Genomic DNA, 25,584 nt, shown 5'->3' with positions numbered 1-25,584 from the left:
AACCGATCGTAAGTTGCCCGATCTCTTCAACGGTGACACCCCTTCGTCAGGGCTTCGCCCTGCCACCACCCCTTGCAGGGGAGGAATGCGGAGGCTTTTCACCCCTTGGTGACGAAGCTGTCCATCACCCGCTTGCGCCCGGCCTGCTCGAAATCGATCTCCAGCTTGTTGCCCTCGATCGCCGCGATCTCGCCATAGCCGAACTTCTGGTGGAACACGCGCTCGCCGACACGCAGATCGTCGCGCCCCTTCTGCCCCAATCCGACGGAGGGCGAACGCGACTCGACGATCCGAGCGGGACGGGCAGGGGCCGCATTCTGCCCCGTCGCAGCCCGCTGCCAGCCCGGACCGCGCCCGGTGCCGCGCCCGACATTGGCGAAGGGGTCGGCATGTTCGGACCAGTTCGCACGCCACAGGCTTTCGCCGCCGGTCATGCTCGTCTCGCTCTCGATATGCTCGGGCGGCAGTTCGCCGACGAAGCGACTGGGCAGGCTCGACGTCCATTGGCCATAGATACGGCGATTGGCCGCGTGGAGGATCACCGCCTTTCGCCGCGCGCGGGTGATCGCGACATAGGCGAGCCGCCGCTCCTCCTCCAGGCTGCGCGTGCCGCCTTCATCGATCGCACGCTGCGACGGAAACAGGCCTTCCTCCCAGCCCGCCAGGAACACCGTGTCGAACTCCAGCCCCTTGGCGGCATGGATCGTCATGATCGTCACCTCGGGCTCGCGCTGGTCGCCGTCGCGGTCCATGACCAGCGAGACATGCTCCAGGAACGCGCCGAGCGACTCGTAATCCTCCATTGCGCGGACGAGTTCGGACAGGTTCTCCAGCCGCCCGGCCGCCTCCGCCGACTTTTCGTTCTGGTACATGGCGGTATAGCCGCTCTCGTCGAGTAACTGGCGCGCCAGTTCCGGGTGGGCGAGGTCGCGCGCCATGTCGCGCCAGCGTGCGATGTCGCCGATCAGATTGCCCAGGCTCCGGCGCGCCTGCGGGGTCAGCTCGTCGGTGTCGAGGATACGCGCCGAGGCGATGGTCAGCGGCAGTCCTTCGGCCCGCGCCAGTTGGTGGATCTTCGCCAGCGCCTTGTCGCCCAAGCCGCGCTTGGGAACGTTGACGATTCGCTCGAACGCCAGATCGTCCGACGGCTGGTTGACGATGCGCAGATACGCAAGCGCATCGCGGATTTCGGCGCGCTCGTAAAAGCGGAACCCGCCGACGATCCGATAGGGCAGACCGATCGCGATAAAGCGATCCTCGAATTCGCGGGTCTGGTGAGAGGCGCGAACGAGAATGGCGATATTGTCGTAGGACGTACCCGACCGCCGCGCCGATTCGATCTCCTCGCCGACCCGCCGCGCTTCCTCGGGGCCGTCCCAGACGCCCAGCACCTGGACCTTCTCGCCGACGTCCAACTCGGTCCAAAGCGTCTTGCCGAGCCGACCGCCATTATTGGCGATCACCCCCGAGGCCGCGCCCAAGATGTGCGGCGTCGAACGGTAATTCTGTTCCAGCCGGATGACCTTGGCACCCGGAAAGTCCCGCTCGAAGCGCAGGATATTCTCCACCTGCGCGCCACGCCACGAATAGATGGACTGATCGTCATCGCCGACACAGGCGATGTTCTTGCGCGCCTGGGCAAGCAGTCGCAGCCAGAGATACTGGACGCTGTTGGTGTCCTGATACTCGTCCACCATGATATAGCGGAAGCGCTGCTGATAATGCTCCAGCACGTCGCGATGCGTCTTCAGGATGGTCAGCATGTGGAGCAGCAGATCACCGAAGTCGCAGGCGTTCACGCTGCGCAGCCGGTCCTGATATTGCCGGTAGAGCTCGGCCCCCTGGCCGTTGGCGTAACGCTCGGCTTCGCCCGCATCGATATCGCCGGGGACCAGCCCCTTGTTCTTCCATTCGTCGATCAGGCCGCCCAAGGCGCGCGCCGGAAAGCGCTTTTCGTCGATGTCCGCCGCCACGATCAACTGCTTGAGCAATCGCAGCTGATCGTCGGTGTCGAGGATGGTGAAGTTGGATTGCAGCCCGACCAGTTCGGCATGACGGCGCAGCATCTTGGCCCCGATCGCATGGAAGGTGCCCAGCCATGGCATCCCCTCCACCGCGTCACCGACCAGCCGCCCGACGCGCTCGCGCATCTCGCGTGCGGCCTTGTTGGTGAAGGTGACCGACAGAATCTCCGACGGCCAGGCCTTGCGCGTATAGAGAAGGTGCGCCAGCCGTGCGGTCAGTGCCGCCGTCTTGCCCGTGCCCGCGCCCGCCAGCACCAGCACCGGCCCGTCCGTGGTCAACACCGCCTCGCGCTGCGCGGGGTTCAACGTCCGAAGATAGGGATAATCGGCCAGCGAAGCGGCGGGATCGGAAGAAGGCACGGTCATCGCGAACAGTTAGGGAACGTTTGCAGCGGGGGCAACCACCCGTAATCTCGGCCCGGCCTTGTTTCATCGCGGGACGCGTCATCATAGCGTCTTTTGTGCGACGCGAAAGCGACATGTCCGCCGCCTAGAGGCACCGCGTGCCGACGAGCGGCGGGGTGACCCCATCACTCACGCCGCCGTGAAGGGCACGATCCGATGCAGGAGCACCACAAGATGAAGAAGTTTACGGCAGCCGCCATTGCGGCTTCTCTGTTTGCGTCCGCAACGGCTCAGGCCGAAATGCGCGAGCCGGTCACGGTCACCGTTCGTCACGCCGATCTCGATCTGCACCGTGCCGCTGATCGCGCCCAGTTCGACGCGCGTATCCGCCGTGCCGCGACCATGGCGTGCGGCCATGTAACGGCCGATCTGCGCCGCAACGCCGACATCACGCGCTGCCGCCGAGAGATGATGGCGGACGCCGCGATCAAGGTCGCGGCATTGTCGACCGCCGCGCCGGTCGCGCTGGCCAGCAACAACTGAGATCATGAACGGCACTCGACCGGGCGGTCCGATACACCGCCCGGTCGCGTTCCGATGTGAGACGGCGTGGACCGGCGGGCACCGGGCAGCCGTCATGAAAATGTCACCAGAAAGGCGCAACGCGATTGGTCATGACATCCTATGCGCTCGCCGGTGGCCAATCCGAATCCCACGTTCGCGGGCCGCGTCTCGATGCCGGGCTCCATCCGATGGGCCGTTGGGTGTTCACTGCCCTGTTGATCGGCGGCCTCGCCTATGCCGGCTATAGCATTGCGGTGGACACCGCCCGCGTCGGTGAGCCGATGGCGATGGGCGTGTTCGCTTTTCTGGGGCTGGCGCTGCTGATCGCACTGGGCTTCGAGTTCGTGAACGGGTTTCACGATACCGCCAATGCGGTCGCCACCGTCATCTATACCCATTCGATGCCCGCCCCGCTGGCGGTCGTCTGGTCCGGTTTCTTCAATTTCCTGGGCGTTCTGACCTCGACCGGAGCCGTCGCCTATTCCATCATCACGCTGTTGCCCATCGACCTGATGCTGCATGTCGGCTCGGCTGGCGGGTTCGCGATGATCTTTGCGCTGCTGCTGGCAGCGGTTCTTTGGAACCTGGCAACCTGGGCGGTAGGGCTGCCCAATTCGTCGAGCCATGCGCTGATCGGCTCGATCCTGGGCGTCGGGCTCGCCAACCAGTTGCTGTCCAGCATTCCCGGCACCTCCGGGGTCGATATGGCGCAGGTGTGGAAGGTCCTGTCCGCACTGCTGTTCAGCCCGCTGATCGGTTTTGCCGGTGCTCTGATGCTGCTGCTCGTCATGAAGCGTTTCCTGCGCGACAAGCGCCTCTATCGCGAGCCGGAGGGCGATACGCCGCCGCCGCGCGGCATCCGTGCGCTTCTGATCTTCACCTGCACGGCGGTCAGCTTCGCGCATGGCGGCAATGACGGGCAGAAGGGCATGGGGCTGATCATGCTGATCCTGATCGGCTGCGCGCCGACCGCCTATGCGCTGAACCGCACGCTGCCCGAGAGCGCCATGCCTGCCTTCGTGCGCAGCGCGCAGGTTGCGGCGACAGCCTATGCCGCACATGGTGCGCAAGGCACCCCCTCGGTCGATCAGGCGCGCGCGGACGTGGTCGACGCCGTCCGCAAAAAGGCGATCGATACGCCCAAAGTCTATGCGGGCCTGTCCGCGCTGTCGCGCGACATCGGCGAACGGATCGGCAATTACGGCGCGCTCAGCCGTATCCCCGCCGCCGTCGTGCCCAACCTGCGCAACGACATGTATCTGGTCCTCGACACCACCCGCATGGTGACCAAGAGCGAGACGGCCAAGCAGCGCTTCACCGCCGCCGAGATCGAGTCGCTCAACGGCTATGCCGGGTCGCTGGAGCGGGGCACCCGCTATATCCCGCTCTGGGTGAAGGTCACGGTCGCCCTGGCGCTGGGCCTGGGTACCATGGTCGGCTGGCGGCGGATCGTGGTGACGGTCGGTGAGCGGATCGGCAAGACGCATCTGACCTATGGCATGGGGGCCGCAGCCGAACTGATGACGGCAGCGACGATCTTCGGTGCGGAATATATTGGCCGTCCGGTGTCGACCACGCATATCCTGACCTCCGGCGTCGCCGGGGCGTCTGTCGCCAATGGCGCAGGTCTTCAGTTCCGGACGATCCGCAACATGCTGCTGGCCTGGGTCCTGACGCTGCCCGCCGCGATGCTGCTGTCGGGCACCCTCTATTGGCTGCTGCTGCAACTGGCCCGCGTGTTGGAGGGGTAAGCGGATAGGGCTTTACGCCGGGCGTCCGCTTCTGCACGAGCGAGGCATGACCCATGCCTCGCCTCCGTCGCACCGCCATATCCTGCTGGCCAGCCTTACCGGTACGGCGGTCGAATTCTACGACTTCTATATCTATGCGACCGCAGCGGCGCTGGTATTCGGGCCGCTGTTCTTTCCGGCATCTTCGGCGACGGCGCAATTATTGCTATCCTATGCCAGCTTCGGCCTCGCCTTTGTGGCCCGACCGGTGGGGGCCATCGCCTTCGGCCATTTCGGCGACCGGGTTGGGCGCAAATCGACCCTGGTGGTCAGCCTGATGCTGATGGGCGGATCGACCGTCGCCATCGCTTTCCTGCCGACCTATGCGCAAGCGGGATGGATCGCGCCGCTGCTGCTGTGCATCGCGCGGTTGGGGCAGGGGCTGGGGCTGGGCGGCGAATGGGGCGGCGCCGCCTTGCTGGCGGTGGAGAACGCCCCGCCGGGCAAGCGCAACACCTGGGGCATGTTCCCGCCGCTCGGCGCACCGGTGGGCTTCATACTGGCCAATGGCTTCTTCCTGATCCTAGGGCTGATCCTGACCGACGAACAGTTCCGCGCCTGGGGCTGGCGCCTGCCGTTCCTGGCGAGTGCAGTATTGGTGCTGTTGGGACTGTGGGTCCGCCTGCGCCTGACCGAGACACCCGATTTTGCCGAGGCGAAGAAGGCCGAGGCGTTGCCCCGCGTGCCGATCGCGACGCTGCTTCAGGGGCATGGCCGCGCGCTGCTGGCGGGAACGGGCGGGGTGGTCGCCTGTTTCGCAATCTTCTACCTCGCGACCGCCTTTGCGCTGGGGCATGGGACGACGGTGCTCGGCTATCCGCGCGAGGCGTTTCTGGGCATTCAGCTGGTGGCGATCCTGTTCCTGGCGCTCGGCGTCATCGTCTCGAGCGTGACGGCCGACCGGCATGGCGCGCCGTCCATGCTGCGGCTGGGCTTTGCGGGTTGCGTGCTGATCGGGATCGCGATGGGACCGATGCTCGGATCGGGATCGCTTGCCATCGTCTTTGCCTGGCTGGCGGCAGCGCTGTTCGTGATGGGCTTTGCCTATGGCCCGTTGGGCGGCTGGTTGCCCGCGCTATTTCCGGCGGGCGTGCGCTATACCGGCGTGTCGATGACGTTCAATCTGGGCGGTATCATTGGCGGCGCCCTCGCCCCCATCGCGGCACAGGCGCTGACCGAGCGCGGCGGGCTGAACTTCGTCGGCGGCTATCTGGTCGCCGCCGGTCTGCTCAGCCTCGCCGGGCTCGCCCTGATGCGCGGGCGCGGTGCCTATCAGGCCTGACGAAGCAGGGTCAGCCGCGCCTTCCCGTGGACGCGGGAAGCATCGACGGTGAAGCCCGCAAGCTCGATCTCTTCCTGCTTGGCCGTCTCGATGCTGACCCAGGTTCCCGCACCAACCCAGCCGAGCCGGGCCAGCTTGTCGAGCGCGACGCTGCCCGCGCTTGTCCCATAAGGCGGGTCCATCAGGATCAGGTCGAGCGGCGCCCGTGCAGGCCCCAGCGCCATCACTGAAGACGCCCGGACATCGCCCTTCGCCTTCAGCTTGGCGAGATTGGCCCGCAGCGCATCGAGGGCGGCGCGGTCCTGCTCGACGAACAGGCAGGACGCCGCCCCGCGCGACAAGGCCTCGATCCCGAGCGCGCCTGAACCGGCGAAGAAGTCGCCGACGGCCAGCCCCTCGAAATCGCCCAGCCGGGCCGTCAGCATCGAGAACAAGGCCTCGCGCGTTCGGTCGGCGGTCGGGCGGGTCACGTCACCCTTGGGCGCGACCAGCGGGCGTCCGCGCCATTGTCCGGCGATCACACGCATCAGCGCTGCCCTCCCGGGCGACCGGGACGCGAGCCGCCACCGTTAGGACGTCCGCCGCCGCGTGAGTCCAGCCTCGACGGTCCGCCGGAGCGTCCGGGCGAACCCTGGGGACCACGCGACGGACGGGCGGGGCGGTCACCGCGATCGTCGACACGCGGCTGGCGTGGGCCACCCCCAGGCTTGGCAAAGGGCTTGGTGTCGCCACGCGAACGATCGAAGCGAGCGCCGTCCCGTGCCGGGCGTTCGCCCCGGTCGTCAAAGCGCGACGCCCGCTGTCCACCGGAGCCGTAGCGCTCGCCGGTGGCAGCGCTGCCGAAACGCTTGGCATCCCGACGCGGCCGATCGGAACGACCGCCCTCGCGAGCAGGCCGCTCGGCCCGGTCATCGAAACGCGATGGCCGCTGGCCGCCGGAACCCGACCGTTCGCCCGTCGAGGATTTGGCAAAGGGCTTGGCCCCCGGCCGCGCCCGATCCGACCGAACACCGTCACGCGCAGGGCGTTCGGTACGATCCTCGAAGCGGGATGGGCGTTGTCCGCCAAAGCCGGAGCGTTCGTTTGTCGGCGATTTGGCGTAGGGCTTCGCGCCCTCACGCGGTCGGTCGGATCGAGCGCCTTCACGGGCCGGACGGTCGATTCGGGCATAGGCCGACGACGGGCGCGCGTCGTCCCGGCGGCGCCGGTCGCCAGACCCCATCCGCTCCTGCGACCGGGGGCGGTCACTCGCTCCACCGCAGGCCTCGCCTGCACCAGCGCGTGCCGGGCGCTCACCTGCGGCGCGCGTCGGCGGCGTGCGGAAGCCGGGCTTGATCTTCGCAGGCTTGACCGCGTCGGCGGGGATGCCGCCCTCCAGCGACCGCCGGAATTCGACGATATCGGCACCCCGGACCTCGCCGATGTCACCGACCGGCAGCTCGTCCAGCACGAAAGGACCGTAGCGCAATCGGATCAACCGGCTGACCTGAAGCCCCAGATGTTCGAGGACGCGGCGAACTTCGCGGTTCTTGCCCTCCCGAAGCGTCATTTCGATCCAGACGTTCGCGCCGGTCCGCCGCTCGAGATTGGCGTCGATCTGGCCGTAGCGGATGCCGTCGATCTCGATCCCGTGGATCAGCTCTTCCAACTGCGCTTGGGTGATGTCGCCATAAGCGCGGGCGCGATAGGTGCGCTCGACGCCGGTGGCGGGCAATTCCAGCTGACGCTTGAACCCGCCATCAGTGGTCAGCAGCAGCAGCCCCTCGGTATTCAGGTCGAGCCGTCCGACCGGCACCAGACGCGGCAATCCCTCGGGCAGGCGATCATAGATGGTCGGCCGCCCCGCCGGGTCATGCTCGGTGACGAGCAGGCCGGTGGGCTTGTGATAGAGGAACAGGCGTGTCGGCTCGGGCGCGGCGACGGGATCGCCATCCACGGTCACGCCGTCGAGAGATGAAAGAAGCGTCGCAGGGGTGTCGATGGTCACGCCATTCAGGGCGATCCGGCCCTCGGCGATCATCCGCTCGATCTCTCGGCGCGACGCGACTCCTGCCCGCGCGAGCAGCTTTGCTATACGTTGATCTGGTGTCATGATCCACGCTGATACAGAGGGTGTCGACCAAAGGAAATTAATTGCGTCGTTTCTCGTAGACAAAGCGTTACGCGAGCGAGCGGGACAGCAGGACAGGCCGATAGAGGGATGAGATTCTTCGGGCGAAAGAAACGACAGCTGGTCAAGCTGCTCGTTGTTGAGGACGAGCCGTTGGTCGCGTTCGACACCGAACACGTCCTGACCGATGCCGATTTTGAGGTGGTCGCCACGGTCGACCGCGTCAGCAAGGCCGTCACCCTGATCGACGGGGGTGCCGGGATCGATCTGGTTCTGGCGGATGTGCGCCTGGCAGACGGCAGTGGCGTCGATGTGGCGCGGGCTGCCCATGCCCGCGACATCCCCGTCCTGTTCATCACCGGCACGCCGCCCGATGGCGTCGAGCAACTTGCCGAGGGGCTGCTGATGAAGCCCTATGGCTCGCGCGAGCTGTTGGGCGCGATCGATGCGATCGAGGAGCGCCGCGCGGGAAAGGCGCCGGGTCGCCTGCCATCGGGCTTTCGTCTTTTCGCCCGAGCAGCATCGTCCGGCCCCGTTGCCCCTGATGGCCAAGCCTTATAGGGTCCCCGCTTTCCGATAGGGTGAGCGGTTCTATGGCGAGTGCGCGTTGGTTGGATGGAGTGCGGCCCTATGTCGAGCCCGCACCGCTGGCCTCGCTCGCGCTCGGCATATCCTCGGCCTTTCCGCTGACCATGATCAACGCGACGCTGGCCAGCCGGCTGGCGGAAGCGGGGATCGAGAAGAAGAGCGTCACCGCCTTTGCGCTAGTGATCCTGGCCTATAATCTGAAATGGTTATGGGCCTGGATCGTCGAGGGGGTGAAGATCCCCGTCCTACACCGCTTGGGCCAGCGCGTCTCGTGGCTGCTGGTCGTGGCGGCGCTGGTCTGCGCAGCGGCGATCGGCCTGGGCCTGGCAGACCCGCGCGTGTCATTGGCGCAGACGGCGATGGCCGCCCTGGCGCTGGGCATCGCCGGGGCGACCTTCGACATCGTGATCGATGCCTATCGCATCGAACTGCTCGAGCCGCGCCAGCTGGGCGTGGGGGCGGGCATGGGCCAATATGGCTGGCGGATCGGCTCGGCACTCGTCGCCTCGCTCTCGCTGGTCATCGCGACGCGCGCGGGATGGAGCGTGGCCTATATAGTCAGTTGCGCCTTCGCACTGCCCGCCGTGCTGACCGCGCTGTTCATGGGTGAGCCGAAGCGGCATAGCGAGATCACCGCCAAGCGCCCGAGCGAGGGGATCGTCCGCGCGGTCGTCGGCCCCTTTGCCGAGTTTTTTCGCCGTCAGGGCGCGCTTATCATCCTGGCCTTCATCCTGGTCCACAAGATCGGCGATACGCTCGCCAACCTGACCTTCCGCCTGTTGTTCAACGACCTGGGGTTCAGCAAGGACGAAATCGCGCTGTACGATGTCGGTGTCGGCTTTTGGGCATTGCTGATCGGCGTGTTCGTCGGCGGCGTCCTCTATGCGCGGCTGGGGATGAAGCGATCCGTGCTGATCAGCCTGATGCTGATGGCAGTGTCCAACCTGTCCTTTGCGGGGCTGGCGGCGCTGGGTCATTCCAACTGGGGCATGGCGGGCGCGATCGGGTTCGAGAATTTTTCGAGCGGGATCGGCGGCGTCACCGTCGTCGCCTATTTCTCGGCGCTGACCGACCTGCGCTTTACTGCGGCACAATATGCGCTGATTTCGGCGGCGGCGAGCGTAGTCGGGCGTATCCTGAGCGGCACGACGGCGGGGGCGCTGGTCGAGCAGTTCGGCTATGTCGACTTCTATCTGCTGACCACGGTCGTCGCCGTGCCGGGCGTCCTGCTGTTCTGGTGGATGGCGCGGTCGGGCCTGGTTGACCGTTCGATCGGCAGTGCAGGCGTCGCCGGAGAGGGCGACGCCCGTCGCGAGGCACCGGTCAGTAACTGATCGGCCGCCCTTCGTCCGCAAAGGCCGCCGAGACGGCGGCGGCGCTCGCCAGGACGCTATCGACCCGCCGCACGCCGAGCAGATCGGTCATCAGGAAATGCGCCTTTTGCGGCGCCGCTTCCATCTGGGAGAGGATGGTCATCAGCGCCGCCTCCGCCGCCGTCATCCGCGCACAGCAGCAAGGCGCAATGGCGATCTGGCCCGAGGCGTGGGCGGCCAGATCGGCCATCAGCGTCCGCATCAGGATCAGCGGACGTCGGAAATCCTGTCCGAACATGGTGAACAGCGTGTGCGACGCACGGGCATCCGCCAGCCCGTGCGCGCCCATCCGACGTATCGCGAACAGGGCAATCCGGGCGTGGGGGCAGGCCGGCAGCATGTGCGGCAAAGCTGCGGCGAGGGTGGTGGTTTCGGCCATCGGCGGGGGACTCCGTGATTACGGTCCCCATGCTAAACGGTCGCTATTGATAGTCAATCGCAAATAAAGCGGTTGGTGGGATCGGCTCATCGCATCATTGCGGCGCCTCGTCATTCTGGGCAAGGACCTGTCCGGCCAGGTAAAGTGATCCCGCGATCAGGACATGGGACGGGGCTTCGAGCTGCTCGGCAACCAAGGCAAGCGCATGCGAAGGGTCCCCGGCCGAGATCGCCTTGAGGCCCAAGGCATGGGCCTGTTGCGCAAGGCTTTCGGGCGCGTGGCAGGCGTGATCGGGCACGGGCACGGTAACGATCAGGTCGACCATCCCGCCGAGCTTTTCCAAGACCGGCCCGGCTTCCTTGTTCGCCAGCATCCCCAGAATAAGCGCGGTCGGCCCTTCGGATCGCCAGCCCGCCATGGTCCGCGCCACCGGCGTCGCAGCGGATGGGTTGTGCGCGCCGTCCAGCCAGCATTGCGTTCCGGCGGGCAGGGCCTGGGTCAGCGGCCCATGCCTCAGACGCTGCATCCGTGCAGGCCATTGCGCGCCGGTTGCCGCCTGCCTCAGAGCCTCATCCGAAACGGTCACGGCTTGCTGATGTCGCAGCATCGCCACCGCCAGCGCCAAATTGCGCGACTGGTGCCCGCCTGTCAGGCTCGGCCGGGGCAAGGCGATTTGACCCCGCTTGTCCTCGTAGGACACGCCGCTGCGTGTGGACGCGCTCGACCAAGCCTGTCCCCCTGCGAAGACGGGAGCCCCGGCGGCGGCCGCCACCTGGGCGATCGCGTCTCGCAGCGGGCGGGCATAGTCCATGGTGACCAGCGGCGTGCCTCGCTTGGCGATTCCCGCTTTTTCGCGCGCGATGCCGGTAAGCTTGCGGCCCAGAAACGCCTCGTGATCGATGCCCAGCGCCGCGATGCCACAGACCGCAGGCGGCGGCAGGATATTGGTCGCGTCCAGGCGGCCGCCCAGACCGACCTCAATGATCGTAGCGGCAGCCGGATTGCGGGCGAAGGACAGGAACGCGGCCGCCGTCGTCACTTCGAAGAAGCTGGCCCCGATCCCCTCGGCATGACCCAGCACTTCGTCGAGCACCGCCGCGAGCGCATCGTCCGTGATCAAGCGGCCGTTCAGTCGGATTCGCTCGTTGAACCGGACGAGGTGCGGACTGGAATAGACATGAACGCTCTGGCCCGACGCCTCGATCGCGGCGCGCAGAAAGGCGCAGGTCGAGCCCTTGCCGTTGGTGCCCGCGACATGGAAAACCGGCGGCAGATGATGCTGCGGATCGCCCAGCCGCCCGAGCAGGGTCGTGATCCGCTCCAAACCCAGGACATCCGCACCGGGCGACAGACTCCACAGCCGGTCGAGCTGTGCCTGGACGGCCGGATGGTCGGAACGGGCATGGTCGGGCATCGGCCGGTCTCTTGGAAAGCGGATATGAAAGAGGCGGACCTCTCGGCCCGCCCCTCTAATGCGATCGATGGGAAAAGGCGACGGTTCAGGCGGCCTGACGCGATCCGGTCAGATAGCCGATCACGGTCGCCAGACGCTCACGCAGGTCGCGGCGGTGAACGACCATGTCGAGCATCCCATGGTCCAGATAATATTCCGACGTCTGGAAATCGTCGGGCAGCTTTTCACGGATCGTGTTCTCGATCACGCGGCGGCCGGTAAAGGCCAGGGTCGCCTTCGGCTCGGCGATCTGGACATCGCCCAGCATCGCATAGGCCGCCATTACGCCGCCCGAGGTCGGGTCGGTCAGCACGACGATATAGGGCAGGCCCGCATCATGCAGCATCTGGATCGCCACGGTGGTGCGCGGCATCTGCATCAGGCTGAGAATGCCTTCCTGCATGCGCGCGCCGCCCGAGGCGGTGAAGATGACATAGGGGCAGTTGTCCGCAATGGCCGCCTCGACGCCGCGCACAAACGCCTCACCGACCGCCAGGCCCATCGATCCGCCCATGAAGGCGAAGTCTTGCACGCCGACCACGACCTTGTGGCCCAGGATCGTGCCACGCGCATTGACCAGTGCGTCGTTCTCCGCCGCGCTGGTCCGTGCCGCCTTCAGGCGATCGGCATAGCGCTTGGAGTCCCGGAACTTCAGCGGATCCTCGGGTACCTTGGGCGCGGGCAGCTCGTTGCAGCTCCCTTCGTCCAGCAGATGGCGGAAACGCGCCTTGGGCCCGATGCGGTCGTGATGATCGCATTTTGGGCAGACGTTCAGATTGTCTTCCAGCTCCTTGGTGAAGACCATCTGCCCGCATCCCTTGCACTTATGCCAGAGATGATCGGGCGTCTCCTTCTTGACGACGAAGGGGATGACGTTGCGGACGCTGTTGAGCCAGCTCATGCGAGTTCCTTGCGTGCATCGGCCAGTGCCGACGACAGGGTTTGAATATAGGCGCGGACCGGGGCGGGAGCGTTGGCCCCATGCTCGCCCACCAGGTCGACGATCGCCGAGCCGACGACGACGCCGTCCGCCACGCGACCGATCGCCGCCGCCTGTTCCGGAGTACGGACGCCGAAGCCGACCGCGACCGGCAAATGGGTCGCCGCCTTCAGACGAGCGACCGCGTCCTCGATCGAGGATTGCGCCGCCTGCTGCTGCCCGGTGATGCCCGCGACGGAGACATAATAGAGGAAACCGTCGGCGCCCGTCAAAATCGTCGGCAGGCGCACGGCATCGCTGGTCGGGGTCGCCAGCCGAATCGAGGCGATCCCCTTGCCGCGCAGCGCGACGCCCAGCGCATCGTCTTCCTCGGCGGGTACGTCGACGCAGATCACGCCGTCGACGCCCGCTTGTGCCGCCGCCTCGGCGAACCATTCGGGGCCGCGTACCGTCATCGGGTTGGCATAGCCCATCAGGACCAGCGGCACGTTCGGGTGACGGGCGCGAAAGGCCGTGGCGATCGCCAGCACGTCGGCGGTGCGGGTGCCCGCGCCCAGGCTGCGGATATTGGCCTTCTGGATCGCCGGGCCATCGGCCATCGGATCGGTGAAGGGCATTCCCAGTTCGACCACGTCCGCACCACCCTCGACCAGCGCGTCGAGGATGGCGGCGGTGTCGCCCGGCGTCGGATCGCCCGCGGTCACGAAGGTGACGAGGGCGGCACGGCCCGCATCGGCGCAGGCCGCAAAGCTATCGGCGATCCGGCTCACATCTTGGCTCCCAGCGCGTCGGCGACGGTGAAGATGTCCTTGTCGCCACGACCCGAAATATTGACCAGCACGATCTGGTCCCGGTCCATCAGCGGCGCACGGCGGATCAGCCCGACCAGCGCATGGCTGCATTCCAGCGCCGGGATGATCCCCTCGACCTTGCAGCAGAGCTGGAAGGCGTCGAGCGCCTCGGTATCGGTCACGCCTTCATAGACGACGCGGCCGGTATCGTTCAGCCAGCTATGCTCCGGCCCGATCCCCGGATAGTCGAGCCCGGCCGAGATCGAATGCGCCTCGGCAATCTGTCCGTCCTCGTCCTGCAACAAATAGGTCTTGTTGCCATGGAGGATGCCGGGCTTGCCGCCAGTCAGGCTGGCCGCATGCTGGGTGGTGTTCAGGCCGTGCCCGGCCGCCTCGATGCCCAGCATCGCGACTTCGGCGTCGTCCAGAAAGGGGTGGAACAGGCCGATGGCATTCGACCCGCCACCGACCGATGCGATCAGCAGGTCGGGCAGGCGGCCCTCGGCCTCCAGGATCTGCGCCTTCGACTCGGTTCCGATCACCGACTGGAAGTCGCGGACCATTTCCGGATAGGGGTGAGGACCGGCCGCCGTGCCGATGATGTAGAAGGTGTCGTGGACATTGGCGACCCAGTCGCGCAGCGCCTCGTTCATCGCATCCTTCAGCGTCTGCGCACCCGATGTGACCGGACGCACTTCCGCACCCAGCAGCTTCATACGGAACACGTTCGGCGCCTGACGCTCGATATCGCGCGCGCCCATGAAGATGGTGCAGGGCAGGCCGAAGCGCGCCGCGACGGTGGCGGTCGCCACGCCATGCTGGCCCGCGCCCGTCTCGGCGATGATCCGCGTCTTGCCCATCCGCTTGGCGAGCAGGATCTGGCCGATGCAGTTGTTGATCTTGTGCGCGCCGGTGTGGTTCAGTTCCTCGCGCTTGAAATAGACCTTCGGCCCCTTGCCCTCGGGCGCGCTCGCACGAAGCGTCTCGGTCATGCGCTCGGCATAATACATCGGGCTGGGACGACCGACATAATGGGTCATCAGATCCTCGAACTCGGCCTTGAAGGCCGGATCGACCTGCGCGGCGCGATACTCACGCTCCAGGTCGAGGATCAACGGCATCAGCGTCTCGGCGACGTAGCGCCCGCCGAAATCACCGAAATGGCCGCGCTCGTCGGGCTGGGCACGGAAGGAATTGGGGGCGTTCATCTCGTTTCCCTTGGGCATTTGCGGGGCGACCCCTGCAAACGATCCTGTCACTGATTTGTCGCAACGGCTTTAAGGAACGTCGCGATCTTGTCCATATCCTTGACGCCCGGCGCACTCTCGACGCCAGAGGACACATCGACCAAGGGCGCGCCCGTCCGCCGGATCGCCTCGGCGACGTTGCCGCCATCCAGCCCGCCGGACAAGGCCCAGCGCAGCGGATGGCGAACCCCGTCGAGCAGGCTCCAGTCGAAGCGCAGGCCCATGCCGCCGGGCAGCGACGCGTCGTCCGGGGTCTTGGCATCGTACAGGATCAGGCTGGCCGCCCCCGCATAGTCGCGGGCCTTCTCGACATCGCCGCGCAGCTTGATTGCGACGGCCGCCCAGACCTCGCGGTCAAACTTCGATCGGATCGCGGCCACGCGCGCCGGTGCCGTGCGGTGAAGCTGGATCGCGTCGAGCATCCCGGCACGCACCGCCGCATCGAGCAACTGGTCATCGGGGTCGACGAAGACGCCGACACGCTGGACATGATCGGGCACCCGTCCCGCCAGTCCCGCCGCGACGTCGAAGGTCAGGTGCCGGGGCGAGGCGGGGAAGAAGACGAAGCCGACATGGCTCGCCCCGCCGCCCAGCGCGGCGTCGAGCGTGGCGGGCGACGTCAATCCGCAGATCTTGGCAGTGATCGGCATGGTCGTTTCCCGAATGGGAGGGTCCGAAAAACGTATTCAGAGCGTCGCCGCGATCGCACGTGCCGCGGCGTCGGGGTCCTCGGCCTGGGTGATCGGACGGCCGATGACCAGGATCGAAGCGCCCGCATCGACCGCCGCACGCGGGGTGACGACACGCTTCTGGTCGCCGATCACACCATCGGCCGGACGCACGCCGGGGACGACGAAAAAGCCCTTGGGCCACGCCTTCTTGACGGCGGCGACCTCTTCGCCCGAGCAGACGATCCCGTCCACGCCCGCTTCGGCGGCCAGGTCGGCCAGACGGCGGACATGATCCGCCGGAGAGCCCATGACGCCCGTGTCGGACAGGTCGCTGGCATCGAGGCTGGTCAGCATGGTGACGGCGACGACCTTCGTGCCGGTCGGCGCGGCCGCCTTGGCATCCTCCAGCATGGCGCGGCCGCCGCTGGCATGCACGGTCAGGATGGCGGGGGCGAGCGGGCCCAGCGACTGGACCGCCTTGGCCACCGTGTTGGGGATATCGTGCAGCTTCAGGTCGAGAAAGATGGGCAGGCCGATATGCGCCATCTCGCGCACGCCGCTCGCACCGTGCGCACAGAAGAATTCCAGCCCCAGCTTCAGCCCGCCGACATGATGGCGGACCTTCTGCGCCAGCGCCTGTGCGCGAGCGAGATCGGGGGTGTCGATGGCGACGTAGATGCGATTGCTCATGAAGGGATCAGACCGTCGGCTGGGTGTTGGTGGTAAGTGGGGCTGCCGGGGCAACATAGGCGCTGGTTTCGGCGGACACGGCGGCCAGCGAACGCTCGGCGGCGCTTAACCGCTGGCGCAGCCTCCAGCGCGCAGCATGCTGCCAGATCAGCGTCGGCACCAGCCCGAGCAGGAAGGTCAGGAACAGCAGCAGCGGCAGGTTCACGTCCGCGACCAGACCGCCGACCAGCCGGATCGGCACGGTCGTCCAGTTCCCCAGCGTGAAGGCCGCGGCCAGAAAGGCCAGCAGGCACCAGAAGAGCATTTTCAGGAACTGCATGGGTTTCTCCGCATCACCGGGTTCGGCGATGCGGTCTAGCGGCGTTGACCGGGCATGACCAGCCTTCAGCCGATCTCCCGGCGAAGCGAGGCGATCAGGGGCGCGATGGCCGTCAACCGCGCCTCTTCCTCGTCGAGTATGGCCAGGAAAGCGCGCCGCTTGAACGCGGCGACCGCGCCGGGTTTCAGGCGGATGGTCGAGGGCAGGGTGGAGACGGCGATGTCAATCATCCGTTCCGCACCGTGCAGGCGACCCCAGAGATAGTCATTCTCGCGGTAGCTACGGCTGAAGAACGCGCCGAAGGTTAGGAACTGGATGCCCTTTAGCGTCGCTTCGGCACCGCCTGCCCGAATGGCGGTGGCATCGTCGGGGGAGATGCGGTCGACCTTGATCGGGTCGAACTCGTCCAGCCCTTCGCCCTGTAGCAATGGCAGCGTCGCCACGTCGAAATAGGGGAAACCCAGATAGGTGAGCAGTAACGTGCGCCGGGCGGCACGCGGCAGCCCCGAAAAGGCCGCCGCCAGCCGGTCGTCGGTCTCTCCGTCCAGCCGGATCAGGTCGAGCCGGGCCTCCAGTCGATCGAGCATCGGGGCACCATCGTCGCGAACCGCGCGGATATCCTCCGCCCATTCGGTCAGACCGATACCGCTCTGGCGCTCCAGAAACTCGGCCAGCGATTCGTAGATGGCGTCGCGGACAGGCGCGAGTTCCGTCTCGCTATGATCCGCCTCGAGCTCGGTGAGCCGCCGGGCGAGCAACCGAAGACGACGGATGCGATAGCCGAGGTCGAAGGCACGCAGGAAGGTCCGCGCGCCGTTGCTCGATCCGCCGGTGAAGCTGATCGCCTCGCCACCGACATGGCGGGTCGCGACGGTCCGCTCGATCATCGCGCGGAGGCGGTGGCGGCTCGGCTGGCCATCGTCGCCCATGGCCTCCGTCAGGATCGTCGTCATGCCGTCGATGACATTGGCGAGCTTCAGATGACCATAGGCGGCATAGCTGAACCCTGCCTTCGCGGCGGCGGCAGCTTGCGCGCGAACCCGCCACGACGCCAGTCGCGCGGCGGTGGGGCGGTCGAGGAAGAAGGTGCCGCCGAACAGCTGCTCGATCTCCTGCTCCACCTCCTCGCGAATGGCGGCGAGGATGGCCTGCATCCGATCGATCCGGCCGGACCGGGCGGCGATCGCCTCCAGATTGTCGCGGATCGGCTGCTGGCGGGGCAGTTCGCTGATCGCCCCGATGATCGTCTGGAAAAAGCCCGGATGCCCGCCGCCGCCGGGCAGGCGGAAATGCATGCCCGGAAAGGGGTCGATATAGACGAAGCGACGGTCGACCTGACGCCGGGCGGGGCGGCGTCCGAGCGCGTCGATGGCGGGGCGGAAGGGCGCGTTGACCAGCACCGATCCGTCGATCAGCACCGCCTTGTCCGCCGCACCCGCCGCATGATGGCGGGGGAGCACGCGGCGCAGAAAGTCGTCGCGCTCGGGCCAGTCCTGTTGGCGCGCCGCCAGCACCCGGTCCAACTCGGCGACGGTGAAGGGCGGGAAGGCGCCGGGGAAGCTCGACGTCGCCCTGGCCGCAAAGACCAGTTCGGGGATCGCCGCCAGCTTGCCGCCGCCGGTGTCGGTGAAGTCGACGACCATGCGATGTTCGGTCTCGACCACCTCGCCCGGCGAATGGAGCCGCAACCGCTGCGGCTGGCCGGTAAAGTCGGTGACGGTGACGAACAGATCCAGTGGCTGGCCCGGCGGGATCAGTCGTTTGCCGACCGGACCGTCCGCCATTCGATCGAAGGCTTCGAGCAATCGTCCGGTAAAGGCGTCGGCGGCGAAGGGCGGCTCGAACCAGCGCGAGCGGATCAGGTGACCGAGCTTAGAGCGCACCTCCTCGCGCGTATCCTCGTCGAGCGCCGCGACCTTCTCGCCACTGCGCCCCGCAGCCATCCAGGCGATGGGCAGTGCCCACATCTTGGAAAAGCGCGAGGTCGGCGCGGCTTCGGGGGCGATCAGCGATTCGATATCGGCCGCTTCCAGCCAGAGGTCGGTCAGCGGATCGAGCGACTGGCCGGTCGACATGGCATGACCCAGGAATATGCCGTTGATCCCGCCCGCGCTGGCACCCGCGATGATGTCGGCCAAGATGCGCACGCGCACGCCGCCGCGCTCCGCCATGTCGTCGAGCAGATCGTGATAAACCGCATCGACCGCCGACGCCGGGGGATCGCCCTCATGCGAGGCCCGACTGGCGCGCACGACCCGCCAGATCTCCTTGGTGATGCCGTGCATGTAGACCGCCAAGCTAATGCCGCCATAGCAGACCAGCGCCAGCCGCAGCTCCTTTTCGCGCATCAGCGAGGCCCGATCGTGGCCCAGATGGGCAAATGGTCGGAGGCGCGGCGCGACATCGGCGTCGCATGAACGCCGCAGGCACCGATCTTCAAGTCCGGCGACACCATGATCCGGTCGAGCCGTCCGATCGGCCGCATCGCGTGGAAGCTCGGCCCGGTTTCCGCCACGGTGAAATCGCGGGTAAAGTCCTTCAGGCACCCGGCGGCGCGGGTCCATTCGTTCAGGTCGCCCATCATGACCGTCGGTTGCCAGTGCGCACAACTCGTCAGATGCGCCAGGATCGCCGCCGCCTGCCGCCGCCGCCACAGCCCCGACAGGTCGAGGTGCATGCCCACTACCCGGATCATTCCGGCCTTGGTCCGCAGATCCGCCATCACCGCACCACGCGGTTCCAGCGAGGGCAGGTGGATCGCCTCGAAATCCACGACCTGTATGCTTTTGCGCACCAGGATCGTGTTGCCATGCCAGCCCATAGAGCGAGCCTTCATCCCATAGACGATGGGTTTCCAGTCGCTATGGTCGTCAAGCAGATGGAGCGGGATCACGCCTTCGCGTTCACCGAAGCGACGATCCGCCTCTTGAAGGGCGATCACATCGGCATCGACCTCGCGCAGCACGTCCAGGATGCGATCGGGATTGCGTCGCCGGTCGGCGCCGATCCCTTTCCGAATGTTGTAGCTGGCGACCTTGATCATTCCGCCGCTGTAACGCAGCGACGGGCTTTTGGTGCCAATTCCAAAGCGGGATGGAAATGGTGCCGGATGAGGGGATCGAACCCCCGACCTTCGGTTTACAAAACCGCTGCACTACCGCTGTGCTAATCCGGCGTTGCGATCCCCCTAGCGTCAAGACACGCCGAAGGTCCAGCCCTCCGTTTGCGCAACCTGATGGGTGAGGCCCACCGGATGCCAGAGGTCGTCGCGCGTCGCCATGGTGCGGAGCCAGGCGGCAGTCAGGATCGCGTCGGTGCTGTGATCGTCATAGCGATGGAGCGAATCGTGCGGTTCGCTGCCCAAGGCCACCAGCGCCGCATCCAGCGCCTCGGCACTCCGCATCTTGCTCCGTCCGCGCGGGCGGCCGGCGTCACGGGCGGCGATGGAGGTATAGATTTCGATCACCAGTGCGCCGGAGGGCGGCACCGGGTCGAACGGCCAGATCGCCATGCGCCCGTCCAGACGCCGGAGCAGCCGCATTCCGGCAAAGCTTGCCTTCGCCACCTGCGACGCGCCGATCGCGTCATAGACGGTCGAAGGCTTGCGCGCGCCATCGGTCGCGATCTCGCAGGTTCGCCAATGGAGGAAGTCCGCCTTGCGCCCGTCCGCCGCCCCGAAATAGAAATGCCGCCCGCGCCGCGCCTCCAGGAAACTGCGCGCGCCCAGATCGGGATCGTCGCAACTGTCATCGACATAGGCCCAGAGCGCCCGCGCGTCCGCAGTCGGCCTATCCCCCGGCAGATGTGCCCCGCGCGTGACGAACGGGGCCGAAAAGCTGAAGTCGAAGCCGATCAGCAGCGGTTCGTCCGCCCGTGCCAGCAGCCACTCGGCCACGCCTTCGCGCGACCAGGCCCGGCCCGGCGGCGCGATGATGACGGGAGCGGCGTTTCCCGAACGGCAAAGGGCGACCTGGATACCCGGATGCGCAACACCATGCGCACCGGACCAGTCGATCGCGACGAAGCCGCTGAAACGGTCAGCCGTGACGGTCATCGCCGCCATCCTGCAAGGCACGGCGGCGCTCGCCCCACCAGGCCATACGCTCGGCGATACGTTTCTCCAGACCGCGCCCCGACGGTTCGTAGAAGCTCTGCGGCGGCAACTCGTCCGGCCAGTAATTCGCGCCTGAAAAACCGCCATCGGCGTCGTGGTCGTATTGGTAGCCTGCACCATAGCCGATCTGCTTCATCAACTTGGTCGGCGCGTTCAGGATGTTGGCGGGCGGCATCAGCGATCCGGTGTCCTTGGCGGTTCGCCACGCTTGCTTCTGCGCTTTATAGGCCGCGTTCGATTTGGGTGCGGTGGCGAGATACAAGCATGCCTGCACGATCGCCAGCTCTCCTTCGGGAGAGCCCAGAAACTCATAGGCGTCCTTGGCCGCAAGACACTGGGTCAGCGCCTGCGGATCGGCCAGCCCGATATCCTCGATCGCCGTCCGGGTCAGGCGACGCAGCAGATAGAGCGGTTCCTCGCCCGCCGTCAGCATCCGCGCAAGATAGTAGAGGGCCGCCTGCGGGTCCGATCCCCGGATCGACTTATGCAGCGCCGAGATCAGGTTGTAATGCCCCTCCCGGTCCTTGTCATAGACCGCGACCCGGCGTTGCAGGAAGGCCGACAGCCCGGCGGCGTCGAGCGGTTCGGGCAGGTCGACCGCAAACAATGTCTCGGCCTGGTTGAGCAGAAACCGCCCGTCGCCGTCCGCGCTGGCGAGCAGCGCATCGCGGGCTGGCGGTTGCAGGGGCAGGGGGCGCTCCATCAACGCCTCGGCCCGCTCGAGCAACTGTTCCAGCGCTGGCTGCCCGAGCCGGTGGAGGATCAACACCTGCGCCCGGCTCAGAAGCGCGGCGTTGAGTTCGAACGAGGGGTTCTCCGTCGTCGCGCCGACCAGCGTGACCGTGCCATCCTCGACAAAGGGCAGGAAGCCGTCCTGCTGCGCGCGGTTGAAGCGGTGGATCTCGTCCACGAACAACAATGTCCGCTGGCCGAGCCGGGCATGGTCCCGCGCCTCGGCAAAGACCTTTTTGAGGTCCGCGACGCCGGAAAAGACCGCCGAGATCGCGGCATAGCGCAGGCCTACTTCGGCGGCGAGCAGCCGGGCGATGGTCGTCTTGCCCGTGCCCGGCGGTCCCCAGAGGATCATCGAGGACAGACGCCCGGCCGCGACCATCCGCCCGATGGCACCCTCCGGGCCGGTCAGGTGATCCTGCCCGACGACCTCGGCCAGCTTCATCGGGCGCAAACGATCGGCCAGCGGCGCATCGGCCGAGAGAGAGGGCTGGGCGGGGGCGGGGTCCATACCCGCGAATAGATCGGCCATGGCCGTCATGTAGGGGCGCCGAAGCCCCCCGTCACCTTTCCTATCAAAGATATATCTTGAGTCATCTTGACGAACTTTCTGCGCGATATATCTTGAGCGTATCAAAACCCAATCTGGAGTATCAGAATGCGACATTTTCACGGGCACGGACATGGCCAGGATCATCACCAACGGCGCGGCCGGTGGAGTTTCGGGCCGCTGGAAGTGCAATGGGATTTCGAAGACCCACGCGGCGGACGGAGAGGGCCGGGCGGTGGCCGCCGGGGACGGATGTTCGACGGCAGCGAGCTGCGGCTCGTCCTGTTGAAGCTGATCGCCGACGAACCGCGCCACGGCTATGACCTGATCCGCGAGGTCGAGGCGATGACCGGCGGCGCCTATGCCCCCAGCCCGGGTGTCATCTATCCGACGATCACCCTGCTCGACGAAATGGGCTTTATCGAGGAACAGCGTTCCGAGGGGGCCAAGAAGCGCTTCGCCGCGACCGAAACCGGCCGCACGCACCTGACCGAAAATGCCGAACAGGTCGAAGCGCTGCTGGCTCGGCTGCGGGCCCTGGGCGAACATCGCCAGCGGGTCGATGCGGCGCCGATCCGGCGTGCCATGGGCGGCCTGAAGATGGCGGTGATGGAGCGCTTCGGCGGCGGCGACGCGCCGCAGGAGATGGTGCATGAGGTCGCCGCGATGATCGACGAACTCGCACAGAAAGTGGAACGCCTGAAATGAGCCTGTCCATCGCCCGTGTGCCGACCCCTTCGGCCAGCCGCTATCTTCAGCAACTCGCCAAGCACTGGAGCCATAAGATGGAGGTGTCCTTCACCGCCGAGGAGGGCACGATCCTGTTTCCCAACGGATCGAAACTGGAAATGCGCGCCGCCAGCGAGACGCTAGACATCGTGCTGACCGTTCCCGAGGACGGCGATGTCACGCAGATGCGGCAGGTGGTCGCCAGCCATCTCGACCGCTTCGCCTTTCGCGAAGCGCCGCTGACCTTCGACTGGCGCGAAGGTTAAGCGAAGAGGGCGCGATAGGCGTCGAGCACCGCGTCGTTGACCTTGTCCCATCGGTAATCGGCGACGCGGGCCTGTCCCGCCTCGCTGAACCGGTGGCGCAGGGCCTGATCGGTGGCGATCCGCTCCAGCGCATCGGCATAGCCGCTGATATCGCGCGCGCCGACCAGATAGCCGGTCTCGCCATCCGCCACGAGGTCCATCGCGCCGGTCGCGTTGGCGGCCACGACGGGCACGCCCGCCGCCATCGCCTCGGTCGTGACGTTGCCGAAGGTTTCGGTCACGCTGGGGTTGAAGAAGATGTCCATCGACGCGACCGCACGGCCCAGATCGTCGCCGGTCTGATAGCCCGCGAAGATGGCATCGGGTGTCGCCTTGGCGAACCACTCCTGCGCGGGTCCCTTGCCGACGACCAGCACCTTGTGCGCCACGCCGCGCCGCCGAAGCTCCGCCAGCGCCTCGGCAAAGACGTCGAGGCCCTTTTCCTTGACCAGACGCCCCAGGAACCCGATCGCCACCTCATGGTCGGCGATGCCCAGCGAACGCCGCCATTCCAGGCTGCGGCGCGAGGGGCGGAAACGGTCGTGATCGATCCCGCGCGACCAGATGCCCATGGGCGGCGTCACCCCCCATCCCCGCAGCAGCGCGATCATGCTGGGGCTGGGCGCCACGATCCGGTCGAACTTGTTGTAGAAGTGGGTCAGCAGCTTGATGATCGCCGGTTCCAGGAAACCCAGATGGTAATAGGCCGGATAGGTCTCGAACCGGGTATGGACCGAGGCGACCGACGGCACGCCGTTCTCCCGTGCCCAGCGCACGGCGGCGTGACCCAGAAATTCGGGCGCGGAGACATGGACGATGTTGGGCGCAAACGCCTCTAGATCGGCCCGCACCTTGGCCGGAAGCCCGCGCGCCAGTTTGTAATCGGCGCGGAACGGCATCGGGATGGCGGGGACATCGACCAGATCCCCGACCGGCGGAAAGGCGGGCGTGGAGGAGGTCGGCGAATAGACCCGCACGGCAACGCCCCGCGCCAGCAGATGGCCGACCAGCAGGTTCAGGCTCTGGTTCGCGCCGTCGCGCGTATAATTATAGTTGCCGCTGAACAGCGCGACACGAAATTGTTCTGGGATCATGGAGTTCGCCCCATAGCCGCGCGGGACCCCAAAGACCACTCCCGCCGCCCGATCAAATCCGTTCCATTTTCGTTCCGCTCCGGCTAGAGCATCGGCATGGCCAAGATCCAGAAGCGCTATGTCTGCCAATCCTGCGGTTCGGTGTCCTCCCGTTGGCAGGGGCAATGCCCCGATTGCTCCGAATGGAACACGATGCTGGAGGAAGCGCCGGTCCAGCTGACGCCCTTTGCCGCCAAGCATAACCTGCAAGGCGGCGGTAGGGCGATTCAATTGGTCGGATTGGACGCCGATATCCCGCTGCCCGACCGGATGGCGACCGGCATCGCCGAACTCGACCGCGCCCTGGGCGGCGGCTTCGTCGAGGGATCAGCCACGCTGATCGGCGGCGATCCGGGGATCGGTAAGTCGACCCTGCTGCTCCAGGCAGCGGCGAAGCTGGCGATGGCGGGCAAGCCGGTCGCCTATGTCTCGGGCGAAGAAGCCGCCGATCAGGTCCGACTGCGCGCACGGCGACTGGGGCTGGGGCAGGCCCCCGTACGACTGGCGGCAGCGACCTCGGTTCGCGACATCCTGACCACCCTGTCGATCGGAACGCCGCCCGCGCTGCTCATCATCGACTCGATCCAGACCATGCACTCCGACCTGATCGAGGGTGCGCCGGGCACCGTCAGCCAGGTGCGCGCGTCGGGACAGGAGCTGATCCGCTTCGCCAAGGAACGCGGCACTGCCGTCGTGCTGGTCGGCCATGTCACCAAGGACGGCTCGATCGCGGGCCCGCGCGTGCTGGAGCATATGGTCGACACCGTCCTCGCTTTCGAGGGCGAGCGCAGCCACCAGTATCGCATCCTCCGCGCGATCAAGAACCGCTTCGGCGGCACCGATGAGATCGGCGTCTTCGCCATGCAGACCGAGGGGCTGACCGAAGTCGGCAATCCCTCGTCGCTGTTCCTGACCAATCGCGAGGAAGGGATCACCGGCGCCACCGTTTTCCCAGCGCTGGAGGGCACGCGGCCGGTGCTGGTCGAAATTCAGGCACTGACCGTGCGGCTGGCTTCGGGTGCGACGCCACGACGCGCCGTTGTCGGCTGGGATACCGGACGCCTGGCCATGATCCTGGCGGTGCTGGAGGCGCGGTGCGGGCTGAGTTTCTCGTCCGCCGAAGTCTATCTCAACATCGCGGGCGGCTACCGCGTGCAGGACCCGGCCGCCGATCTGGCGGTGGCGGCGGCGCTGATCTCGGCCCTGTCCGAACGGCCGGTGCCGACCGACGCCATCGTCTTCGGCGAAATAGCGCTGTCGGGCGAAATCCGCTCTGTCGCGCATGGCCCGTTGCGATTGAAGGAGGCGGGCAAGCTCGGTTTTGAAAAGGCGATCGTGCCGCGCGCCATGGCCAATGATGAAGGCGGCCTGCGCATGACCGGCTTTCGCACCCTGGCCGAGTTCGTTGACCATATGCTGGGGCGCGGGTAGCGAAGGGGCTGATGGCGCCATGCC

Annotated in this window: 24 protein-coding genes and 1 tRNA gene; 8 read left to right on the top strand and 17 right to left on the bottom strand. The window is 66.6% G+C overall.

Annotated elements, in window-relative coordinates:
* Positions 1-98: 98 nt before the first annotated feature.
* The gene (locus tag ASF14_RS11485) at positions 99-2,390 is read right to left on the bottom strand and encodes an ATP-dependent helicase (RefSeq protein WP_056434920.1); all 2,292 of its coding nucleotides are present in this window, start codon (positions 2,388-2,390) and stop codon (positions 99-101) included.
* 213 nt (positions 2,391-2,603) lie between these two features.
* Here ASF14_RS11485 and ASF14_RS11480 point away from each other — a divergent pair, with 213 nt between their 5' ends.
* The 3 genes from ASF14_RS11480 (at position 2,604) to ASF14_RS11470 (ending at position 6,005) form a co-directional block, all read left to right on the top strand.
* A complete protein-coding gene (locus ASF14_RS11480) occupies positions 2,604-2,912 on the top strand; it encodes a UrcA family protein (RefSeq protein WP_168371521.1) in 309 nt (102 codons plus the stop codon).
* 131 nt (positions 2,913-3,043) lie between these two features.
* The gene (locus ASF14_RS11475) at positions 3,044-4,684 is read left to right on the top strand and encodes an inorganic phosphate transporter (protein WP_056434918.1); all 1,641 of its coding nucleotides are present in this window, start codon (positions 3,044-3,046) and stop codon (positions 4,682-4,684) included.
* 46 nt (positions 4,685-4,730) lie between these two features.
* The gene (locus ASF14_RS11470; RefSeq protein WP_056434917.1) at positions 4,731-6,005 is read left to right on the top strand and encodes an MFS transporter; all 1,275 of its coding nucleotides are present in this window, start codon (positions 4,731-4,733) and stop codon (positions 6,003-6,005) included.
* Here ASF14_RS11470 and rsmD read toward each other — a convergent pair.
* A complete protein-coding gene (rsmD, locus tag ASF14_RS11465; RefSeq protein WP_056434916.1) occupies positions 5,996-6,532 on the bottom strand; it encodes a 16S rRNA (guanine(966)-N(2))-methyltransferase RsmD in 537 nt (178 codons plus the stop codon). The two genes, ASF14_RS11470 and rsmD, sit on opposite strands and share 10 nt — an antisense overlap.
* Entirely contained in the window at positions 6,532-8,097 is a 1,566-nt protein-coding gene (locus ASF14_RS20845; RefSeq protein ID WP_082442203.1) for a pseudouridine synthase, read from the bottom strand. Before ASF14_RS20845 ends, rsmD begins: the two co-directional genes overlap by 1 nt.
* 108 nt (positions 8,098-8,205) lie before the next feature.
* Between ASF14_RS20845 and ASF14_RS11455 the strand changes: the two genes are divergently transcribed.
* A complete protein-coding gene (locus tag ASF14_RS11455) occupies positions 8,206-8,676 on the top strand; it encodes a response regulator (protein WP_056434915.1) in 471 nt (156 codons plus the stop codon).
* Positions 8,677-8,708: 32 nt separating this feature from the next.
* On the top strand, positions 8,709-10,037 hold the full coding sequence (locus ASF14_RS11450) for an AmpG family muropeptide MFS transporter (RefSeq protein WP_056434914.1): 1,329 nt from the start codon (positions 8,709-8,711) through the stop codon (positions 10,035-10,037).
* Here the strand turns inward: ASF14_RS11450 and ASF14_RS11445 are convergent.
* From ASF14_RS11445 to ASF14_RS11385, 13 genes are all read right to left on the bottom strand, one after another.
* Entirely contained in the window at positions 10,027-10,455 is a 429-nt protein-coding gene (locus ASF14_RS11445) for a DUF6628 family protein (RefSeq protein ID WP_056434913.1), read from the bottom strand. The genes ASF14_RS11450 and ASF14_RS11445 overlap by 11 nt on opposite strands.
* Before the next feature lie 94 nt (positions 10,456-10,549).
* On the bottom strand, positions 10,550-11,869 hold the full coding sequence (locus ASF14_RS11440) for a bifunctional folylpolyglutamate synthase/dihydrofolate synthase (protein ID WP_056434912.1): 1,320 nt from the start codon (positions 11,867-11,869) through the stop codon (positions 10,550-10,552).
* A gap of 85 nt (positions 11,870-11,954) precedes the next feature.
* Positions 11,955-12,809 (bottom strand): acetyl-CoA carboxylase, carboxyltransferase subunit beta, encoded by an 855-nt coding sequence (gene accD, locus ASF14_RS11435; protein ID WP_056434911.1) that lies wholly within the window; start codon positions 12,807-12,809, stop codon positions 11,955-11,957.
* Entirely contained in the window at positions 12,806-13,618 is an 813-nt protein-coding gene (gene trpA / locus ASF14_RS11430) for a tryptophan synthase subunit alpha (protein WP_056434910.1), read from the bottom strand. The genes accD and trpA overlap by 4 nt, the downstream gene beginning before the upstream one ends.
* Complete coding sequence (trpB, locus tag ASF14_RS11425) at positions 13,615-14,847, bottom strand: tryptophan synthase subunit beta (RefSeq protein WP_056435346.1); 1,233 nt, start codon at positions 14,845-14,847, stop codon at positions 13,615-13,617. The genes trpA and trpB overlap by 4 nt, the downstream gene beginning before the upstream one ends.
* Before the next feature lie 47 nt (positions 14,848-14,894).
* A complete protein-coding gene (locus tag ASF14_RS11420) occupies positions 14,895-15,536 on the bottom strand; it encodes a phosphoribosylanthranilate isomerase (protein ID WP_056434909.1) in 642 nt (213 codons plus the stop codon).
* 36 nt (positions 15,537-15,572) lie between these two features.
* Positions 15,573-16,247, bottom strand: coding sequence for an orotidine-5'-phosphate decarboxylase (gene pyrF / locus ASF14_RS11415; RefSeq protein WP_056434908.1), 675 nt, complete (start codon positions 16,245-16,247; stop codon positions 15,573-15,575).
* 7 nt (positions 16,248-16,254) lie between these two features.
* Positions 16,255-16,566 carry a lipopolysaccharide assembly protein LapA domain-containing protein gene (locus ASF14_RS11410; RefSeq protein WP_056434907.1) on the bottom strand — a complete coding sequence of 104 codons (312 nt, stop codon included), beginning with the start codon at positions 16,564-16,566 and terminating at the stop codon, positions 16,255-16,257.
* A 65-nt stretch (positions 16,567-16,631) separates the two neighbouring features.
* Positions 16,632-18,914: a patatin-like protein gene (locus ASF14_RS11405; protein WP_056434906.1), complete on the bottom strand. Its 2,283-nt coding sequence runs from the start codon at positions 18,912-18,914 to the stop codon at positions 16,632-16,634.
* Positions 18,914-19,609: an endonuclease/exonuclease/phosphatase family protein gene (locus tag ASF14_RS11400; protein WP_056434905.1), complete on the bottom strand. Its 696-nt coding sequence runs from the start codon at positions 19,607-19,609 to the stop codon at positions 18,914-18,916. Before ASF14_RS11400 ends, ASF14_RS11405 begins: the two co-directional genes overlap by 1 nt.
* 57 nt (positions 19,610-19,666) lie before the next feature.
* Positions 19,667-19,741, bottom strand: a tRNA-Thr gene (locus ASF14_RS11395).
* 18 nt (positions 19,742-19,759) lie between these two features.
* Complete coding sequence (locus ASF14_RS11390; protein WP_156361156.1) at positions 19,760-20,620, bottom strand: hypothetical protein; 861 nt, start codon at positions 20,618-20,620, stop codon at positions 19,760-19,762.
* On the bottom strand, positions 20,604-21,944 hold the full coding sequence (locus tag ASF14_RS11385; RefSeq protein WP_056435340.1) for a replication-associated recombination protein A: 1,341 nt from the start codon (positions 21,942-21,944) through the stop codon (positions 20,604-20,606). Before ASF14_RS11385 ends, ASF14_RS11390 begins: the two co-directional genes overlap by 17 nt.
* 126 nt (positions 21,945-22,070) lie before the next feature.
* Here ASF14_RS11385 and ASF14_RS11380 point away from each other — a divergent pair, with 126 nt between their 5' ends.
* Positions 22,071-22,670: a PadR family transcriptional regulator gene (locus ASF14_RS11380; RefSeq protein WP_056434904.1), complete on the top strand. Its 600-nt coding sequence runs from the start codon at positions 22,071-22,073 to the stop codon at positions 22,668-22,670.
* Complete coding sequence (locus ASF14_RS11375; protein ID WP_056434903.1) at positions 22,667-22,957, top strand: DUF2218 domain-containing protein; 291 nt, start codon at positions 22,667-22,669, stop codon at positions 22,955-22,957. The genes ASF14_RS11380 and ASF14_RS11375 overlap by 4 nt, the downstream gene beginning before the upstream one ends.
* Here the strand turns inward: ASF14_RS11375 and ASF14_RS11370 are convergent.
* A complete protein-coding gene (locus ASF14_RS11370) occupies positions 22,954-24,090 on the bottom strand; it encodes a glycosyltransferase family 4 protein (protein ID WP_056434902.1) in 1,137 nt (378 codons plus the stop codon). The two genes, ASF14_RS11375 and ASF14_RS11370, sit on opposite strands and share 4 nt — an antisense overlap.
* Positions 24,091-24,186: 96 nt before the next feature.
* Here ASF14_RS11370 and radA point away from each other — a divergent pair, with 96 nt between their 5' ends.
* Complete coding sequence (gene radA, locus ASF14_RS11365) at positions 24,187-25,560, top strand: DNA repair protein RadA (protein ID WP_056434901.1); 1,374 nt, start codon at positions 24,187-24,189, stop codon at positions 25,558-25,560.
* The last annotated feature ends 24 nt before the right edge of the window (positions 25,561-25,584 follow it).

Origin of the sequence: Sphingomonas sp. Leaf257 (assembly GCF_001422185.1) — a bacterium.
GTDB lineage: Bacteria > Pseudomonadota > Alphaproteobacteria > Sphingomonadales > Sphingomonadaceae > Sphingomonas > Sphingomonas yabuuchiae.
Note: the sequence above shows the minus strand (reverse complement) of the source record. Positions and strands in the feature narration are given on the sequence as shown.

Coding starts and splice junctions, on each gene's coding strand:
- ASF14_RS11370 (WP_056434902.1), bottom strand. CDS start 24,090: ATGATCCCAGAACAATTTCGTGTCGCGCTGTTCAGCGGCAACTATAAT.
- ASF14_RS11440 (WP_056434912.1), bottom strand. CDS start 11,869: ATGCCCGACCATGCCCGTTCCGACCATCCGGCCGTCCAGGCACAGCTC.
- ASF14_RS11410 (WP_056434907.1), bottom strand. CDS start 16,566: ATGCAGTTCCTGAAAATGCTCTTCTGGTGCCTGCTGGCCTTTCTGGCC.
- ASF14_RS11380 (WP_056434904.1), top strand. CDS start 22,071: ATGCGACATTTTCACGGGCACGGACATGGCCAGGATCATCACCAACGG.
- ASF14_RS11475 (WP_056434918.1), top strand. CDS start 3,044: ATGACATCCTATGCGCTCGCCGGTGGCCAATCCGAATCCCACGTTCGC.
- ASF14_RS11400 (WP_056434905.1), bottom strand. CDS start 19,609: ATGATCAAGGTCGCCAGCTACAACATTCGGAAAGGGATCGGCGCCGAC.
- ASF14_RS11480 (WP_168371521.1), top strand. CDS start 2,604: ATGAAGAAGTTTACGGCAGCCGCCATTGCGGCTTCTCTGTTTGCGTCC.
- ASF14_RS11420 (WP_056434909.1), bottom strand. CDS start 15,536: ATGCCGATCACTGCCAAGATCTGCGGATTGACGTCGCCCGCCACGCTC.
- ASF14_RS11385 (WP_056435340.1), bottom strand. CDS start 21,944: ATGGCCGATCTATTCGCGGGTATGGACCCCGCCCCCGCCCAGCCCTCT.
- trpB (WP_056435346.1), bottom strand. CDS start 14,847: ATGAACGCCCCCAATTCCTTCCGTGCCCAGCCCGACGAGCGCGGCCAT.
- ASF14_RS11455 (WP_056434915.1), top strand. CDS start 8,206: ATGAGATTCTTCGGGCGAAAGAAACGACAGCTGGTCAAGCTGCTCGTT.
- ASF14_RS11390 (WP_156361156.1), bottom strand. CDS start 20,620: ATGACCGTCACGGCTGACCGTTTCAGCGGCTTCGTCGCGATCGACTGG.
- ASF14_RS11405 (WP_056434906.1), bottom strand. CDS start 18,914: ATGCGCGAAAAGGAGCTGCGGCTGGCGCTGGTCTGCTATGGCGGCATT.
- ASF14_RS11450 (WP_056434914.1), top strand. CDS start 8,709: ATGGCGAGTGCGCGTTGGTTGGATGGAGTGCGGCCCTATGTCGAGCCC.
- radA (WP_056434901.1), top strand. CDS start 24,187: ATGGCCAAGATCCAGAAGCGCTATGTCTGCCAATCCTGCGGTTCGGTG.
- ASF14_RS11445 (WP_056434913.1), bottom strand. CDS start 10,455: ATGGCCGAAACCACCACCCTCGCCGCAGCTTTGCCGCACATGCTGCCG.
- rsmD (WP_056434916.1), bottom strand. CDS start 6,532: ATGCGTGTGATCGCCGGACAATGGCGCGGACGCCCGCTGGTCGCGCCC.
- accD (WP_056434911.1), bottom strand. CDS start 12,809: ATGAGCTGGCTCAACAGCGTCCGCAACGTCATCCCCTTCGTCGTCAAG.
- ASF14_RS11470 (WP_056434917.1), top strand. CDS start 4,731: ATGACCCATGCCTCGCCTCCGTCGCACCGCCATATCCTGCTGGCCAGC.
- ASF14_RS20845 (WP_082442203.1), bottom strand. CDS start 8,097: ATGACACCAGATCAACGTATAGCAAAGCTGCTCGCGCGGGCAGGAGTC.
- ASF14_RS11375 (WP_056434903.1), top strand. CDS start 22,667: ATGAGCCTGTCCATCGCCCGTGTGCCGACCCCTTCGGCCAGCCGCTAT.
- ASF14_RS11485 (WP_056434920.1), bottom strand. CDS start 2,390: ATGACCGTGCCTTCTTCCGATCCCGCCGCTTCGCTGGCCGATTATCCC.
- pyrF (WP_056434908.1), bottom strand. CDS start 16,247: ATGAGCAATCGCATCTACGTCGCCATCGACACCCCCGATCTCGCTCGC.